Here is a 17,039-nt window from a genome sequence, read left to right on the forward strand (position 1 = left end):
TGTCGCAGTGTGCGATTATCGGGCGAACTTCTTGTATTTCAGGCGCTTCGGAATGATGCTGTCGTTGCCGAGGCGGCGCTTCTTGTCTTCCTCGTAGTCTTGGAAGTTGCCCTCGAACCATTCCACATGGCTGTCGCCTTCGAAGGCGAGCATGTGGGTGGCGATACGATCGAGGAAGAAGCGATCATGGGAGATGATGACGGCGCAACCGGCGAATTCGGTCAGCGCCTCTTCCAGCGCCCGCAGGGTGTCGACGTCGAGATCGTTGGTCGGTTCGTCGAGCAGCAGGACGTTGGCGCCGCTCTTGAGCATTTTGGCGAGATGCACACGGTTGCGCTCACCGCCCGACAGCATGCCGACCTTCTTCTGCTGGTCCGGCCCCTTAAAGTTGAAGGTCGAGCAATAGCCGCGCGAATTGATCTCGCGCTTGCCGAGATAAATGATGTCATTGCCGCCGGAGATTTCCTCCCAGACGGTTTTCTTGTCGTCGAGGCTGTCGCGCGATTGGTCGACATAGCCGAGCTGGACGCTCTCGCCGATGGTCACGGTGCCGGAATCGGGTTTGTCCTGGCCAGTGATCATGCGGAACAGCGTGGTTTTGCCGGCGCCGTTGGGGCCGATGACGCCGACGATGCCGCCCGGCGGCAGTTTGAACGACAGGCCGTCGATCAGAAGCTTGTCGCCAAAGCCCTTCGACAGATTCTCGAAATCGATGACATTGTTGCCGAGGCGCTCGGCCACCGGAATGATGATCTGCGCGGTTGTCGGCGCCCTGTCATTCTGCTTGGCGAGCAACTCGTCATAGCGCTGGATACGCGCCTTGCTTTTGGCCTGACGGGCACGGGGCGATGACGCGATCCACTCGGATTCGGCTTCGAGAGCCCGCTGACGTGCTTTGTCCTCGCTGCTTTCCTGCGCCAGGCGCTTCTGCTTTTGCTGCAGCCAGGCCGAGTAATTGCCTTCGTAGGGAATGCCCTTGCCGCGATCGAGTTCGAGAATCCAGCTCGTGACGTTGTCGAGGAAGTAGCGATCGTGGGTAACGATCAGGATGGCGCCGGGATAGTCGCGCAGATGGCCTTCGAGCCAATTGACGGTTTCGGCGTCGAGATGGTTGGTCGGTTCGTCGAGCAGCAGCAGTTCCGGCTTTTCCAGCAGCAACTTGCACAACGCGACGCGGCGGCGTTCACCGCCCGAGAGGTTCTCGACGGCCCAATCGTTCGGCGGGCAGCCGAGCGCGTCCATCGCCTGTTCGACCTGGCTGTCGAGATCCCACAGGCCCTGTGCCTCGATTTCGTCCTGCAACCGCGTCATCTCGTCGGCGGTTTCGTCGGAATAATTCATCGCCAATTCGTTGTAGCGATCGAGAATGTCCTTCTTGGGCTTCACGCCGAGCATGACGTTGCCGAGCACGTCGAGGGACGTGTCGAGCTGCGGTTCCTGCGGCAGGTAGCCGACCTTGGCGCCTTCGGAGACCCAGCCATCGCCAGTGAATTCGGTGTCGATGCCGGCCATGATGCGCAGCAGGGTCGATTTACCGGAGCCGTTGACGCCGAGCACGCCGATCTTGGCGTCCGGATAGAACGACAAGTGGATGTTTTCGAGGACTTTCTTGCCGCCCGGCCACGTCTTGTTGAGGCCCTGCATGTGATAGATGAACTGGCGCGCCATGGCGTCACATCCTGTATAAAAAACTCATGGGAGATTGGGCTGCCTTGTAGCCGTGCGGCGTGCTGGGGTCCAGCTATCCTTATCGTCGCGAACGGGCCATATTCGCTGTGTATCGCGATCAGCCCCTTGTGTTAAAAACCGAGGGCTGATTTGCGCCCCCCCAGTTCTCGGCTCTGGAGATTATTCTTGAACGATTCCAGCCAGATTCAGACCCTTAACGGCCGTACCGAACCGGTTTTCGGATCGCCCGCCCTCGCTAACGAAGAACAGGGCATCCCACATTCCGCCGATCGGCCCCATGGCGCGGATGCGCTGGGCCTCGATAATGCCCTCAGCGGCGTCGCCGAACTGATCGCGCATAAGCGCGCACAGGGGCCGCTGACGATCGGTATTTTCGGCGGATCGGGCTCGGGCAAGAGTTTCGCGCTCAACCGTCTGCTCGCCATGGTTGAACAATTGCGCGGTGGCGCGACGGCGGCTGGGGCTACCAGCCCGTTCCTGTCGCGAATCACCGTGGCGCGGCTCGATGCTGGGCGAGCCGATGGCAATCCGGTCAATGCGCTCGCTGCCTCGGTCTACGATGCCTTGCGCAAATCATCGGCCGGCGAACAGGCCGGCCTCGCCGACGAGATCGTCGCCAGTTCGCTCGATCCGCGCGCCGCGGCGCGTGCCGCCACCGAGCGTTTGATGGAACTGCGCCGCAAACTCGATGCGGAACGGCAGGAATTGCACGAATTGTCGGGTCGCCGGGCGCGGCTCGCCGAAACGGTGCTGTATCAGACGTCGGGTTCGCGCATCGATTCTTATGCGCGCTCCAATCGTGGCAGCATCGAGAGCCGGCTGCGTGCCTTTGGCTTCGACAACAATGATCCCGTCGCCACCTATAAGGACTTGGTCCGCGATGTGGGAGAACGGCCGGGCATCGTCGGCCGCGTCTCGACATTCATGCACGCCATGTGGGCGTTCCGCGGCCAGACGAAACTGCTGGTCTATGCGGTTATCTTCTCGGCGCTGGCATGGGCGCTTGGCCATGCGGAATTGAATCTGCCGACTTGGATTAAATGGATCCAGGGGCTTGGCGAACAGGCGCAGCCGGTCGCGGCTTTCGTGCAGAAGAATGCCAGCTGGCTCGGTTCTTTGCGATCGCTCTGCAATTGGTTGGTGCTGGCTATGCTGGCGCTCAACGTGGTGCGGGCGTTCCGCTTCGTCGCGCCGATCTATCGTGGCGTGAGCCATCTCAGCGCCGACATGGATGCGCGCCGGCATGAGCTGGATCATCTGATTTCCAATCAGACGCGGCTTGTTGACGATCTGGGATCTGACGCCGATTCACAGGCGCGTCGGGCCGAGGAGGCTGAGCGCCGCGCCGTTGCTCAAGGCGCGCGTGCTGGCGTGGCGCAGGACGCCGCGTCGCCCTTCGTCAAGAACAGCGGTTCTGCTGATGCGGATGCGCGGGCCTTTCTGGCCGGGCTCGCCACAGCGCCGGAAGAGCGCCGGCCTCAGCGTATTGTCGTTGCCATTGATAATCTCGATGCGGTCGCCGCGCCCCAGGCCCTGGCGCTCCTCGATGACGTCACCCAGGCGCTCTCACACCCGGTCTACGCAACGATCGCCAGTGTTGATGCCGATGTGGTCGGCGCCACGCCGGAGGCGCGCGGCCGTCTGTCGAAACTGCTGCAGACGCCGTTCAATGTCGGCAATGCCATCAGCCGTGGTTACGGCGCCTTTGTGAAAGGCCTGCTGGCGCCAGCCGGCCAAGCCGGTCCGCAACTCGTTGCCAATAACAATGGCTTGCAGGCGCTGGATGCCGCCGTGTCGGTGCTTGATGCGCCGATGCGTGCGGGCGAGGCGAATTTGCTCGAAACCCTGTCTGTGCTTGCTGGCAGTTCGCCGCGCCGGGTGTTGCAATTCATCAATCTCTACAAGCTGGCGCGCACGCGCAGCACCGCCTTCGCGCCGCTCGCTTTGGCGTTGGCGGTGGAGTGCAGTGGCGATGCGCAGCTTAAGCAGGCCCTGCATGGCGGCGTTGCCGGCAAGGCGGACGATGCTGAAGTAGCGTTCGACAATGCAGCTTTGGCGAGCGCCTTGAAGGCGGTCGCCATGGTCAATCGCCACCCGGTGTCGGTTGGCCAGATGCGGGAGGGGATGGCGATCGCGTCGGCCTATTCGGCCTGATCGCTCCCTCTTTATTGTAATCGTTTCAAGGTGCCGGCCGCTTGAGCGGCCGGTTTTCTGTTCAGCCTTGAATTCGCCGTAACGGGGCGTATCGTTTGACCATGACCTATCTTGATTATGCCGCCTTGGAGCGGACACCGCTCGAACGTGATCCTTACGATTTCCTGATCGTCGAGGACTTCATCCGTCCGGATACGTTCACGCAAGTAAGCGCTGACTTTCCCGATGTGCCGGGCGCTGGCTCGCATCCGCCGTCGGAGCTGAAGATCAAGGGCGCTTTCGCCGGCTTGATGGAGGAGCTGGAAGGGCCGCAATTCCGCAAGGCGATCGAAGACAAGTTCGGTCTCGAGCTGACGGGCCGGCCGACCATGTACACGGTGCGCGGCTATGTGCGCGATACCGATGGCGAAATCCATACGGATTCGAAGACCAAGATCATCACCGTCCTGCTCTACATGAATCAGAAGTGGGATTCAGATGGTGGTCGCCTGCGCATTCTGCGCAAGGGCGATGATCTTGAGTCCACGGTGGCCGAAGTGCCGCCCTATGGCGGCACGTTGCTGGTGTTCCGCCGCTCGGAGAATTCCTGGCACGGCCACAAGCCGTTTGCTGGTCCGCGCCGCGCCATCCAGCTCAACTGGGTGCTCGATCAATCGGTCGTCGACCGCGAGCAGGGCCGGCACCGCTGGTCGACGCGGCTGAAGAAGGTCAAGCAAGCGATCTTGCCGCAATCGGTGTGATCTTCGTCATTGCGAGGAGCGTTGCGACGAAGCAAGCCAGGGGCGCGTGGTAGAGTGTCATGAAATGCCTGTAGTGCAGGCATATTCGTCTATGATCCCACATCTTTACTCCTGGATTGCTCGCTGTGCTCGCAATGACGGCATGGCGTTCGCGCGCAGTTCAAAGGCAAAGAAATTTTAGAGCGTTCGTCTCGCGAAGCTGCGTGAGGGCTCGTCAGCGCGCGGTTGTTTTGCCGTTGTGGCTGGTACATCTGGCATCTTAACAGCGGCTTGCGCGGGCATAGCTTTGCGCTGATGCCAAGGGTTCGACTTGAACCAGTGTACCACGAGCGCGGCGATGGTCAGGACGATCAGGCCAAAGAGGTTGACGGCTGTCGTCGCGACGAAGCCGTGGCCGAGCCAATCCATCAGCATGCCGCAGGCCTGGGCCATGAACAGGCCGGTGAGGAACACCGCCAGGGTCTGCTGACCGACCCGGCGCATCAATTCGGTGAACGGGCCTGCGAGCCTGCGTCCACCTTCGCCGACAGCGGCCCAGGCGAGATAGGCGGTCGCGAGAAAATGCACGTAGCGCAGTGGGCCATAACTGGTCTTGTTGTCGAATTGCGCCAGCGCGCGATAGACGCGCTCAAGTCCGATCGACGAGCCCCAGCCGCCGTCGCAGGCAAACATCAATTGGCAAGAGGGCGGGATGAGCAGCACGACTAAGGCTGCCGCTGCGATGACCAGACGCCGGTCAAGCGGCGGGGCAGGCAACCAGCCGCGCATCAGGGCAAAGCCGGTGAAGAAAATCAGCGCCCAGCCGAAGGGATTGAAATACCAGAGGCGGCCGGTGGTGGGATCAGCGACGAGATTGAGACCGAAGACATTGGCACCGATCCACAAGCTGAAGACAAAGAGCGCGACGAGCCATTTGTTGATCGCGGCGAGCGCCATGACGATCGGGATCATCGCCAGCAGCACGAGATACATCGGCAAGATGTCGAACCAGTCGGGCACATAGGTGAGGGTGGCGAGCCGCGCCAGATTCATCGGCGCGTCGGCGAAGAAGGGATCGAGGCCGAGGCGCTGGCTGGCATAGAGGTTGGTGCCGAGCCAATGATCCATCGCCACCGCGAAGGACACGACGACAATGAACGAACCGATATGGGCCCAATACACCTGCCACACCCGGTAGAGGATGCGGGCCGCGCCGATCAGCCAGCCGCGCGCGGCGAACACACCGCCGAAGGCGATGGCCGATGCCATGCCGGAACAGAAGACGAAGAGATCGGCAGCGTCACTGAAGCCAAAGCGCGCCGGAATCCATTGGGCCCAGAAATTTTCCGGCGTATGGGCGACAAAGATGATGAACATGCCGATGCCGCGGAAGAAATCAAGACGCGGATCGCGCACCCGTTTCGCCGGCTGGGTTATGGCGCTGTCCATAGATCGCTTCCCAGTAAATAAATGCCCACGCGCATGGGGCATCAGCAAGTTAAGGTCATGGCATGCGGGTGTGAGGGCTTCAAGGCGGCGGTATTCACGTTCGCTTGTTCATGGCTCCAAACCCTATAGTCTTGCGCAAACGGCGGGAGGATCGCGTGATCCAAAACCGGGTGGTTCGAGCTTTCTGGGCTGTCTTGTGGGTGCTGGCCTTCAGTGCGGTGAGCGCCGCCTGGGCCTGTTCCGACAGCACGCCCTGCGTGGTCGCGGGAGGCTCCTATCTGGTGCGCCCGCCGCCCCACTGGGACGGTAAATCGGCTCTGCCGGCGCTGTTTTATTTCCATGGTTATGGCGACAGCGCCGCCACCACCATGGCCGACGTCTACATGAAGCCGCCGCTCGATGAGGCCGGCATTTTGCTGGTGGCGATGGATGGCGAGGACCATTCATGGTCGTTTCCCGGCAAGATCAGCGGCAGCCGCGATGATTTTGCTTATGTCGCGGCGGTGCTGGCCGATGTGAAGAAGCGCTTTCCGATCGATCCGTCGCGGACGCTGGCGGCGGGCTTTTCCGTCGGCGGTTCGATGGTCTGGTATGTCGCCTGCCGGATGGGGCCTGCCTTCGCCGGCTATGCACCGATGTCGGGCGCCTATTGGGAGCCGATGCCGACAGACTGCCCTGGCGGCCCGGTGATGTTGCGTCACATTCACGGCATGGCCGACAAGACGGTGCCGATCGCCGGGCGTTCGCTCCGCAACGGTCTCTACAAACAGGGCGATGCCAACGAGAGCTTTCGCCGGCTGCTGGTGCGCAATGGCTGTGGGGCGGAGCCAGATCGTGTTGCCGTGCGCGGTCCGCTCACTTGCCGGAGCTGGACTGCGGCGACCTGTACCAGCGGCAAGGCGGCGGAGTTCTGCCGGCACGATGGTGGTCATACGATCGAAGCGAGCTGGATCGTTGATAGTTTCAATTGGCTCAAGGGGCAAATGGCAGCGACGGCGCGGCGTTAGAGCAAATTACGTTCGATAGAAACGCGTCTTTGTGCGTTTGACTAAGTCAAACTGCAAAACGCCATGAATCTATTTGTCCGTCGAGGTGTTGCGGCTGACCAGAATGAAGACCAGGGTCGAGGCCACCAGCAGGCCGACATTGGCGAGAATGCCGCCGTTGTGGCCGAAGCCCGAGAGATCGTCGACGAGACCGATGAGCACGGGCCCTGCCACATAGCCAATATCGCTGATGGTGCGTTGCAGGCCCAGGCCAGAGCCGAATTGCCGGCGTGGCAGGATGGCGATGGAATAGGCGCCGACGGCCGGGGCGTTGAAGCCGCCGGTGAGGCCATAGAGCACCATGCACAACCAAAACCAATATTGCTGCGGGCCGATGACGATGACGGCGAGGCCGGCGGCCATGCCGAGCATGGAATAGACCACGGCCATGCGGGCGCCGACTTTTTCGATGAACAATTGGCTGAACGGCATGACGAGCATCATCGTGCCGGCGATGATGGCGATGCCGATGCCGATCTGGCTCACATCGAGGCCGAAGTTGTCCTGGCCCATCAGCGGGATGAGCTGGAACATGCAGGCGGTGCGGGTGAAGAAGGCGATGCAGCTGACGAAAGAAATGCCGAGAAACGGCGCGCTGAACATGCCGCGCTGTTCGCTCGCCAAAGCGCCCGACAGGCTGCGTCCCGGCGCGGGCTTGCTGTCGCGAAAGCTGAAGACGGCGACAAGAGCGGTGGCGAGCGAGATGACCAACATTGCCCAGAACGGCGCGGTGAGGCCGAACAGTTTGGCTATGAAGCCGCCGAAGACCGAGCCTAGGGTGGCGCCCATCTGTAGGGCAAATTGATAAAGGCCGACGATGCGGGCGCGGGTGGCGGGCGTCGAGATATCGGCCAGGGCGGCGAGCGAAACGGTCAGGTACATGCCGGAACCGACGCCCTGAACGAAACGCCAGAAGCACAGTTCGACGAAGCCCGAGGTGAGCGCGGCGCCGAGGCTGCCGACGGCGACAATGACGGGGCCTGCCACCAGCAGCGGGCGGCGGCCGACGTTCTGGCTGAGCCAGCCGGCGGGAAAATTGGCGAGGAGCCGGCCGATGCCGAAAATTGTCACCAACATGCCAACCAGCGTGCTGGTGACGCCGAATGTGGCGGCATAGACCGACAGCATCGGCACGACCATGCCGGTGCCCATCATCGAGCAGCAGATCATGATCAGCAGCGGCCAGATGTGCCGGTCCTGCTTGAATGTCGTGCGCATGGTGTCGAAAGCGGACATGAGGGCTTTTCGCAGTCCGGTTCGTTCAGGTCAAACGGTGGGTGATCTTAAGGTTCGGGAAGGTCCTGCATTTTGTAGGCGTCGATGATCTCCACGCCGCGCGCGAACCAGACACTGTCGTGCGCCGAAATATGCTGTAAAGCGCGGTTGAGAACGCCGATCCGGCTGGGCGTGCCGATCAGATAGGGGTGCAAGGCGATTGCCATCACCCGGCCGCCGCTTTCGCCCTCGCGGTAAAGCGTGTCGAAGCTGTCGCAGATGCGGCGCAGAAATTCGTCATTGCTGATGCTGGGCGCGTTGAACAGCGGCATGTCGTTGAGTTCAAGCGAATAGGGGATGGCATAGAGCCCGTTGTTCATGCGGTAGGGTAGATCGTCGTTGACCCAGTCGGCGACATAGGTGCAGCCCGCTTCCTTCAGCAGGTCGAGCGTCTTCCACGTCTCGCCAAGGCCGGGGCCGAGCCAGCCGTGCATTTTGCGGCCATGCTGTTCGATGATGCGCTGGGTTTCAAGAATGGTGTTGCGTTCGCCGTTTTCATCAAGGCCGACCAGCAGGGTGGAATTGGTCAACCCGTGGCCCATCACCTCCCAGTCGAGCCTGACGAGTTCCTCCATGATGCGGGGGTAATAGAGGCCGACCTCGCCATTCAACGCCACGGTGCCTTTGATTCCGTATTTTTCCATCACCTCGATGATGCGCCACACGCCGACACGGTTGCCGTAGTCGCGGCGTGAATGATTGCGCACGTCCGGCATGGGGCCGGGGCGTTCGACGTGGAAATGCTCGACATTGGGAATGATCCAAACGGCGACGCGGGCGCCGTTGGGCCATTTCACCGGCGGATGATCGACGATGGCGCGATAGGGAAAGTAAGGAAACGGATTGTCCTTCACCGCGCCACCGCTTTCTCAACCTGCTTTTGCAGGTTCCAACTGTTTGCCGAGCAGCGCAACCTCGAGTTCGCTCAGCGAAACGACGGTGGCGTATTTGGCGTTCATGTCGAACAGATTGGCGCAATGGGCAAAGTTCGAGCGGTCGAAACAGCAATCGTCGACCACGAAGGTCGAGAAGCCGTTGGAGAAGCAATCGACGACGGAAGCGCGCACGCAGCCTGATGTGGACACGCCGCAGATTACCACAGTATCGATCTGCTGGCGGACCAGATAGGCGGCGAGCGACGTCTGGAAGAAGGCGCTCGCCTTGGTCTTGTCGAGGATCCATTCGCTTTCGCGCGGAGCGATGTCGGGCGGGAATTCGTTGAACTTTCCGGCGTATTTCACCGCCCGCTTACTCTTGGTGGCATGGCCGGAGAACTGCGTGTCGTAGGCATCGCCGCGCGTGTAGACGACGGGGCGGCCGAGATCGCGGAACATGGCGATGAGCCGGGCGATGCGCGGCATGGCTTCCCAGGAGGCAGGGCCGCAGGCGGGGCCGTATTCCTTGATCGCTTCCTCAAGCGTCAGGCCGCGCGAGCCGGTGAAGCCATAGGTGACATCAACGACGATCAGCGCCGTGCGTGCGCCAATCTCGCCAGCGCCCATGAAGCCGCCTGATTCATAAGCTTTGCGCTCCTCGGCCGGAACGACTTTCATCCATTCCTTCATCTCGTCCTCCTTTGATCGTTATCGTTGCTTGATCGTTGTTCAGGGCATCATAGATCGCCGCTGCGGTCTGTCCACCTCGTCGGGCTTATGCCGGTGGACGGCGCTGAGGGTTTTCAAAATTGGCGGCGATGGCCGCCCGCTTCGGCAGGATGGTCAACAGGAAAGCCAGGCAGACAAGGGCAGCAAGCGCGCCGGCCATTTGCAGGCCGAACAGGCTCGATACAAAGCCGATGGCCAATGCGCCGAGCGCCGGCATGCCACGATAGATGACCAGATAGAGCGACATGACACGACCGCGCATCGCATCGTCGGTGGCGAGCTGCATCAGGGCTTGCGTGCTGGTCGACATGATATTGAGAAAGAAGCCGATGCCGGCGCAGCCAAGGATGCCGACCCAGACATTTTCCGTGGCAATGAATACAAGCGCCGCGAGCCCCGCGCCGCCATAGCCGATCATGGTGATGCGGGTGAGGCCGGCGAGCCCGCCGCGCCAGGCGATGTAGAAGGCGCCGATCATGGCGCCGACACCGACACTGGATGAGAACCAGGCGAGCTCGCGCGCGCCGCCTTGGAACACATCACCGGCAAAGCCGGGCAGCATGTCTTGCAAGGGACGCACGCAGACCGAGGCAAAGGTCAGCAGCAGCAGGATCGGACGCAGCCCGTCGTGGCAGGCGGCATAGGCCATGCTGTCGGCCACTTGCGCCAGAAGATGGCGGCCGCGCGCCTGCGAACGATCCGGCGGTTTCAGGCGCAGCATGAGTAGCGCGATCAGGCAGATCGCGCTGCCGAAAATATGAGCGACGAATGTGCCTTGCACGTCATAGAGCGGAATGATGAAAGCGGCGATCGCCGGCCCGATAAAGCGGGTGGAGTGGAAAGAGGCGGAATCGAGCGCCACCGCTGGGGCGAAGTCGGCACGCGCGATCGTCGCAGGGATGATCGATTGTCGTGCCGAGGAATGGAACGGATAGACACAGCCGACGAAGATCGTCAGGGCGAGCAGGACTTCGATCGACATCCATCCAGCATACATCAGCGCCGACATCAACACGGCCTGCACGACGATCATCGCTTGCGCGGCGCGGATCAGGGGCAGTGGGTTGATCCGGTCGGTCCATGCGCCAGCGAGCGGCGCCAGGACCAGCATGGGGGCAAGATCGGCGGCGGCGATCACGCCGAGCCAGGCCGGCGACTCAGTCAATTCCCAGGCGAGCCAACCGGCGCCGACCCGTTGAATCCAGCCCGTCAGATAGTGGGGCAGCAGGCCAGCCTCGAAGATCGCGAAATTGCGATGGGACAGCGCACGCTTGATTGATGATCTTTGCGGCGAGACTTCCGTCATGATTGTTGTCTTGACGGTCGTTGTTCTTGCCCGACGTCACATAGGTTCGACATGAACGATCACACGCGTGCCATATCGTGACGCGCGACGATGTTGGAGCGGTGAGGCAGGTCGCGCGTGATGGCAGGGAGCGTGCGTGGCATCGATTCCTCGAAGGCTTATTGTTGTCACGCGACCATGGCACAGCCGCGCGCTTGTTAGAAGCCGGAATTGTTTCGAAGAAATGCCAGGCAAAATGTATTGCGCCGACAAGGCGCGTTGCTTCAGCCGAAGATCGTCTCGTCGTGACGGATCACGTTGTCAGGCTGCGGGCCGTTCTTTGAGTTCGGCTCGACGTTGCCCTCACTGACGGTCTGCAGTTTGGCGACGAGATCGGCGAAGCTGTGGGGCGGCAGATCGAGCACGGCCTGGCGCATGTCGCGCATGGCCTGTTCGGTGTCGCGGCGGGCTTGCGCGGTCAGGCGGCGTGACTGCAACCCGAATTTCAATTCAAGCATACGCAGGCGCAGGACCGCCGGGCCCTCGGCCCAGATGTCGCGCTTTGTTTCGCCGCTCGTGACTTCGCCGTTTACCATCGGCCCCATCATCATCGTCCTGTCCGGCCCGTCCGGCTGTCCCGGGCGTTGCCTGTGGTGGCCAAAGATCCGGCTTGAGAGGCGCGAATCATCTGGTTTCAATGGATTAGGCCATTCAAAGCCGGCGAAATGTCGTTCAAAGCATTGAAGATTGTGGCGGGCTGGTTACCAGCGGCTGTGCGCGCCGGAACGGTGCCCAGCCCGGCCGAGGGCTCATTAACCTTCTCAAATCACGGTCACTTCGGAAATGACTCGATCTTGAGCCACCGATCTCGTAACCAGTCCTTAGCCGTCGGTCTTCATACTACCGGCATAAATAGGGCTACGCTGCCGCACCGGGGATACAGGCGGTGAAATGACAGTTTCGTTGTTGACGATCGCGCGTCAGTGGTTGGAGGGCAATCCACGACCGGCCGATGCTCCGCTGCCCCCAGCCACGGCTGGGCGGGTCCGGGCGGTGCAAATAAGCGCTATTGCCCATAATTCCCCCGTGGTGATGTTGGCGGCGATCTTCAATGCGCTGGTGCTGCGCATCGGTCTCAATCGCGTCGCTGATCCCTTTCTGAATATCTGGACCGTGCTGGTCGTCGGTCTCTCGGCCTGGTTCTTCCTGCGACTCATCCTGCGGCGCGATAAGCCGCGGCCAGCCGTGGCCTCTCAGCGCGGTATTCGGCTGGCCATTGTTCGGGGTGGCCTGTTTGGCGTCTTGTGGGCGACGATCCCGTTTCTGTATTTTGCCGGCGCTTCGCCGGATGAGCAATTGATCCTCACCTGCGTCGCCGTCGGGATGATTTTCGGTGGCGCCTTCACCCTGGCGTCGGTGCCGGCGGCGACGTTTGTTTTCATGGTGCCGATTGTTGTCGGGTCAGCCACCGCCATCGCTTCGCTGGGGCATCAGACAAGTCTGCTCCTCGCCGGCTTGCTGGTTGTCTATACCGCCGTGCTTCTCAGCACCGGCGCCCGCTATGCCGCGCAATTGGGTGCGCGCGTCGTCAGTCACGCCGTTGATGAAGAAGCGGCACGCTTGGATTTTCTAACAGGCCTGCCGAACCGGTTGGCTTTCAAGGAGCATCTGTCGGAACGGCTGGCTGACGAACGGCAGGAAGCGCCGCGATTGGCCCTGTTCTATTTCGACCTCGATCACTTCAAGGACATCAATGATCGGATGGGCCATGAAGCGGGGGACCAGATCCTCGTGCAGACCGGCAAGCGGCTGCGCGAAATCACCCGGCAGACGGATTTCATCGCGCGGCTGGGTGGTGATGAATTCGTTCTCGTGGTCGAAAGCTTTCCTGCCGACGACATGGTGCTGCAACTGGCCGAGCGCATCAACGAGAGCTTCCGCGAGTCCTTCGGTATTTTCGGGCAGGACGTGCAGAGCACGATCAGTATCGGCATCGCTTTCTGTCCCGAGGCGGGGCGCGACTTCGATCTGGTGCTGCGCCATGCCGATGCGGCGCTCTATACGGCAAAGCAGGATCGCGGTTGCTATGCGGTATGGCAGAAAGCCGTCATGCCGTTCGCGGCCGAGGAACGCCTGGCGGCGCGCGATATCTCGACCAATGTCGCGACGTCGCACCCGCAAAGCCAGCACTAACGGCCAGCACTGATCCTCAGGCCGTCTGGGGCGTGAACTTGCGCTTCAGCAGCAGGAAGGCAACGATCGCCACGTTGAGCAGGTTCCACAACAGGCCGTTGAGGAAGGCGAGGCGGTAGGAGCCAGTCCAATCAAAGATCAGGCCGGAGAACCAGCCGCCGAAGGCCATGCCGAACAAAGTGGCCATGATGATCAAGCCGAGCGTGGCACCCGCCTTTGAGCCCGGGAAATATTCACGCACGATCACCGCATACATGGGCACCAGGCCACCCTGGAACAGGCCGAACAGTGCGGAAATGATATAGAGCGACGCCAGTCCATCGAAAAACAGATAGAAGAACAGGGCGATACCCTGCAGGGTCGAGCTGATGATCAGCGCGGAAAGGCCGCCGATGCGGTCGGCGACAAAGCCGGCGGCGATGCGGCTGATGATGCCGCTGCCAAGCATCACCGATAGCATTTCGGCGCCGCGCGCCGGGCCATAGCCGAGATCGGCGCAATAGGCGACGATATGGACCTGGGGCATCGCCATGGCGACGCAGCAGGAGACGCCGGCGATGACGAGCAGCACCAGCAGAACATTCTGCGACAGCTCGAGCCGGCCGAATTTCGAGGCCGGCGGCGTGCTGGCGCGCGCTTCGGCGGGGGCGCGTTGGCGCATCAGGAAGGCCAGTGGTAGCAAGGTGACAAGGCAGATGACGCCGACGGCGAGATGCACCGTGCGCCAGCCATGCGTCGCGATGAAAGCCTGCAACAGCGGCGGCCACAACGTGCCGGCGAGATAATTGCCGACGGAGGCTATGGCCACGGCAATGCCGCGCCGCCGCGCGAACCAGAACGAGATATCGGACATCAAGGGCGCGAAGCTGGCGGAAGCGCCGAACCCGACCAGGATATGCATCAGCCCGAACAGGGCCAGTGTTGGCATGAAGGACGAGCTGGCATAGCCAAGCGACAGGGCGACCGCGCCGATGAGCAGCGGCACGAAAACGCCGAAGCGATCGGCGAGGCGGCCCATGAAGACGCCGCCGAAGGCAAAACCGACCATCGTCAGCGTATAGGGCAGGGAAGCTTCGTTGCGCTGCACACCGAAATCGGCCTGGACTGCCGGCAGTGCGACGACGAAGGACCACATGCCGATCGAGCCGATCGTGCCAATGACGACGGCGGCGGAAAGGCGGCGCCAGGACGTGGCGGAATCCACATATTGCATGGGAACACCTTAGCCGGTTTTGCGGCCCGTTGGCGCGATGGCTTGCAGGCGCGCGTGGGCGCCACGATGCTGTGCGTGGCAAATGGCGACAGCGAGCGCATCGGCAGCGTCGGCGCTGCGCGCGTCAGCTTTCGGCAGCAGGACTTTGATCATCATGGCCACCTGCCGTTTTTCCGCATGGCCGGCACCGACCACGGTTTTCTTGACCAGATTGGCGGCGTATTCGGCGACCGGAATACCGGCCAATGCCGGCACTACGAGGGCAACGCCGCGCGCCTGGCCAAGTTTCAGCGCCGATTGTGGATCGCGGTTGACGAAGGTCTCCTCAACGGCGGCTTCTTCGGGCATATGCGTCTGAAGCACATCTGCCAGACCGAGGTGGAGTTGTCGCAGACGTTCCCCAAGAGATAGAGCAGCATCTGAATGAATTGTGCCGCAGGCGACGAATGTCAGGCGTGAGCCTGCGGATTCGACGATGCCCCAGCCGAGATTGCGCAGGCCGGGATCGATGCCAAGGATGCGAATCGCCTGGGAGGACATACGGTGTTCATATCAGTCTTCGGCCGCCGGCCGCTAGCAGACGGGCCTGCCGCCGGAGCGCCAGATGTTCGATAGTCAATGGTTCGCTTCGCTTGGCCATGAGGTCGCGGGGCTTTTGGCGCAGAAGACCACCTGGTTTGTCGCCTGCGTCGTGTTCATCTCGGGCATCACGCGCGGCTTTTCCGGCTTCGGCGGCGCTCTGATCTTCATCCCGCTGACCGCAGCCGTTCTGGGGCCGCGCAAGGCAGTGGCGGTGTTCTATCTGTTCGATCTGGTCAGCGCGACGCCCTACGGCTTCTCCTATCTGCCCAAAAGTCGCTGGCGCGAGGTGGCGCCGATGGCGATCGCGGCCATCGCCATGCTGCCGGTGGGCGCCTGGGTGCTGAAGACCACCGATCCAATGGTGCTGCGCTGGATCATGGCGGGACTGGTTTCGGTCATGCTGCTCGTACTGGTCACCGGCTGGCGCTATCGCGGACAGCCGACGCCGCTCGCTTCGACCGTGGTTGGGCTTGGCGCCGGGCTGACAGGCGGGGCCACGGGCGTGTCCGGGCCGCTTGTCATTGCCTATTGGCTGTCGAGCACAGCCGAAGCAAGCGTCATCCGCGCCAATATCATGGTGTTCTACGCGTTTGCCTCGTTCTCGACCGACGTGGTCTATTTCTTCAACGGGTTCTTCACCTTCGACGTGGTGGTCTATGCCTTGATTGCGTGGCCGCTCTATACCATCGGCCTGGCGTTAGGCGCGCGCTTCTTCAAGGGCACGTCGGACAGTCAGTACCGCATCGCGGCCTATGTGCTGATCGCGCTGTCGGTCGTGTTCAGTCTGCCGCTGTTCGACCACTTCATCCGCTAGCTCAAGCCAAATGCGTTTCGATGGAGACGCATTTGGGCGCTGCTGAACTCATACCGGAAGTACGGTCACGGGCGTGCCGGGCGCAACGCGGGCGTAGATATGGGCGATGTCTTGGTTGATCATCCGAATGCAGCCCGACGACACGTTGCTACCCACGGTTTCCGGCTCCAGTGTGCCATGAATGCGATAGCCGAGATCGCCCTCGCCGTGGGCGCCAAACAGGTACATGGCGCGCGCCCCTAGCGGGCTGTTCGGTCCGCCGCGCACGCCAAGTCCGCGCGGCGTCATTTCCAGGCGTTTCTTGATGTCGGGCTCGCGCTCGACCATTTCGCGCGGCGGCACCCAGTCCGGCCAGTCGCGCTTCATGTTGATCCGAGCTTCGCCCGTCCAGCCAAAGCCTTCGCGCCCAACACCGACACCATAACGGGTCGCGACCTTGGCCGATTCGACGTAATAGAGATGATAGGAGCCGGGATCGATAACGATCGAGCCTACGGGCGCGCTTCCCGTGAATTCGACTGTCTGACGCAAATAGCGTGGATCTATGTTGCGGTAGTTGACCGCGAGGATCGGCGTGCTTTCGCCGGGATAGGCCGCATAGACTTCCGCGTAATTCGGAACCGATAGCGTGCGGGATAAGGTGCGCCGTTTTGTGGACGATCCTTCGGGTAGCGATGGAATGCCGATCGAGGAACAGCCGGCAAGACCGGTAGCCACTGAACAAAGAGCGGTGAGAGCAAGAGTACGGCGAGTCAGCATGGGACAGTTCATGGAGAGGAGTACGTAGCAGCACTATCGCCTGGAATGGTTACGATGGCATGAATTTCGAGCTGAAGGGATTTACCACGTTCTGCCAAAGCGCCTGGTTTCAATGACCTAAGTCACTTTCGCAGAGCGGCGCGCGTTTTTAGTCTGGGTGCTACTTCGCTTTGGAGCGGGCGGAGGAGTGGATGTGATGTTCAGGAACGAACCCGACGCAGTGTCAAAGCTGCTTATCTGCGCGACCTTTAGCGTAT

General features: G+C 61.7%; 15 protein-coding genes. 5 read left to right on the plus strand and 10 right to left on the minus strand.

Annotated elements, in window-relative coordinates:
* Positions 1-15: 15 nt before the first annotated feature.
* Positions 16-1,668, minus strand: a complete 1,653-nt coding sequence (gene ettA, locus BLW50_RS26575; RefSeq protein ID WP_090707950.1) for an energy-dependent translational throttle protein EttA — start codon at positions 1,666-1,668, stop codon at positions 16-18.
* Between the two features lie 186 nt (positions 1,669-1,854).
* Between ettA and BLW50_RS26580 the strand changes: the two genes are divergently transcribed.
* Together BLW50_RS26580 and BLW50_RS26585 are read left to right on the plus strand one after the other, a co-directional pair.
* The gene (locus BLW50_RS26580) at positions 1,855-3,843 is read left to right on the plus strand and encodes a hypothetical protein (RefSeq protein WP_090707953.1); all 1,989 of its coding nucleotides are present in this window, start codon (positions 1,855-1,857) and stop codon (positions 3,841-3,843) included.
* Positions 3,844-3,944: 101 nt separating this feature from the next.
* On the plus strand, positions 3,945-4,583 hold the full coding sequence (locus BLW50_RS26585) for a 2OG-Fe(II) oxygenase (protein WP_090707955.1): 639 nt from the start codon (positions 3,945-3,947) through the stop codon (positions 4,581-4,583).
* A 177-nt stretch (positions 4,584-4,760) separates the two neighbouring features.
* On the opposite strand, the gene BLW50_RS26590 is transcribed toward BLW50_RS26585, so the two are convergent.
* The gene (locus BLW50_RS26590; RefSeq protein WP_170850365.1) at positions 4,761-6,011 is read right to left on the minus strand and encodes an OpgC family protein; all 1,251 of its coding nucleotides are present in this window, start codon (positions 6,009-6,011) and stop codon (positions 4,761-4,763) included.
* 155 nt (positions 6,012-6,166) lie between these two features.
* Here BLW50_RS26590 and BLW50_RS26595 point away from each other — a divergent pair, with 155 nt between their 5' ends.
* The gene (locus BLW50_RS26595; protein ID WP_170850366.1) at positions 6,167-7,018 is read left to right on the plus strand and encodes a CE1 family esterase; all 852 of its coding nucleotides are present in this window, start codon (positions 6,167-6,169) and stop codon (positions 7,016-7,018) included.
* 69 nt (positions 7,019-7,087) lie between these two features.
* Here BLW50_RS26595 and BLW50_RS26600 read toward each other — a convergent pair whose 3' ends face one another.
* The 5 genes from BLW50_RS26600 to BLW50_RS26620 form a co-directional block, all read right to left on the minus strand.
* Positions 7,088-8,293, minus strand: coding sequence for an MFS transporter (locus tag BLW50_RS26600; RefSeq protein WP_090707963.1), 1,206 nt, complete (start codon positions 8,291-8,293; stop codon positions 7,088-7,090).
* A 47-nt stretch (positions 8,294-8,340) separates the two neighbouring features.
* Complete coding sequence (locus tag BLW50_RS26605; protein WP_090707966.1) at positions 8,341-9,186, minus strand: polysaccharide deacetylase family protein; 846 nt, start codon at positions 9,184-9,186, stop codon at positions 8,341-8,343.
* 15 nt (positions 9,187-9,201) lie between these two features.
* A complete protein-coding gene (locus tag BLW50_RS26610) occupies positions 9,202-9,897 on the minus strand; it encodes a cysteine hydrolase family protein (protein ID WP_090707969.1) in 696 nt (231 codons plus the stop codon).
* Between the two features lie 85 nt (positions 9,898-9,982).
* A complete protein-coding gene (locus BLW50_RS26615; RefSeq protein ID WP_090707971.1) occupies positions 9,983-11,242 on the minus strand; it encodes an MFS transporter in 1,260 nt (419 codons plus the stop codon).
* A gap of 263 nt (positions 11,243-11,505) precedes the next feature.
* Positions 11,506-11,832: a hypothetical protein gene (locus tag BLW50_RS26620; RefSeq protein WP_090707974.1), complete on the minus strand. Its 327-nt coding sequence runs from the start codon at positions 11,830-11,832 to the stop codon at positions 11,506-11,508.
* 340 nt (positions 11,833-12,172) lie between these two features.
* On the opposite strand from BLW50_RS26620, the gene BLW50_RS26625 reads away from it, so the two are divergent.
* Positions 12,173-13,414, plus strand: coding sequence for a GGDEF domain-containing protein (locus tag BLW50_RS26625; RefSeq protein ID WP_090707976.1), 1,242 nt, complete (start codon positions 12,173-12,175; stop codon positions 13,412-13,414).
* Between the two features lie 16 nt (positions 13,415-13,430).
* Here the strand turns inward: BLW50_RS26625 and BLW50_RS26630 are convergent, their stop codons facing one another.
* Together BLW50_RS26630 and ruvC are read right to left on the minus strand one after the other, a co-directional pair.
* Positions 13,431-14,627 (minus strand): MFS transporter, encoded by a 1,197-nt coding sequence (locus tag BLW50_RS26630; RefSeq protein ID WP_090707979.1) that lies wholly within the window; start codon positions 14,625-14,627, stop codon positions 13,431-13,433.
* A gap of 9 nt (positions 14,628-14,636) precedes the next feature.
* Positions 14,637-15,167 (minus strand): crossover junction endodeoxyribonuclease RuvC, encoded by a 531-nt coding sequence (gene ruvC, locus BLW50_RS26635; RefSeq protein ID WP_090707981.1) that lies wholly within the window; start codon positions 15,165-15,167, stop codon positions 14,637-14,639.
* Positions 15,168-15,231: 64 nt separating this feature from the next.
* Here ruvC and BLW50_RS26640 point away from each other — a divergent pair, with 64 nt between their 5' ends.
* Entirely contained in the window at positions 15,232-16,023 is a 792-nt protein-coding gene (locus tag BLW50_RS26640; RefSeq protein ID WP_090707983.1) for a sulfite exporter TauE/SafE family protein, read from the plus strand.
* A 48-nt stretch (positions 16,024-16,071) separates the two neighbouring features.
* Here the strand turns inward: BLW50_RS26640 and BLW50_RS26645 are convergent, their stop codons facing one another.
* Positions 16,072-16,782: a L,D-transpeptidase gene (locus tag BLW50_RS26645; protein WP_090707985.1), complete on the minus strand. Its 711-nt coding sequence runs from the start codon at positions 16,780-16,782 to the stop codon at positions 16,072-16,074.
* Between the last annotated feature and the right edge of the window lie 257 nt (positions 16,783-17,039).

The organism is Beijerinckia sp. 28-YEA-48 (genome assembly GCF_900104955.1).
Classification (GTDB): Bacteria; Pseudomonadota; Alphaproteobacteria; order Rhizobiales; family Beijerinckiaceae; genus Terripilifer.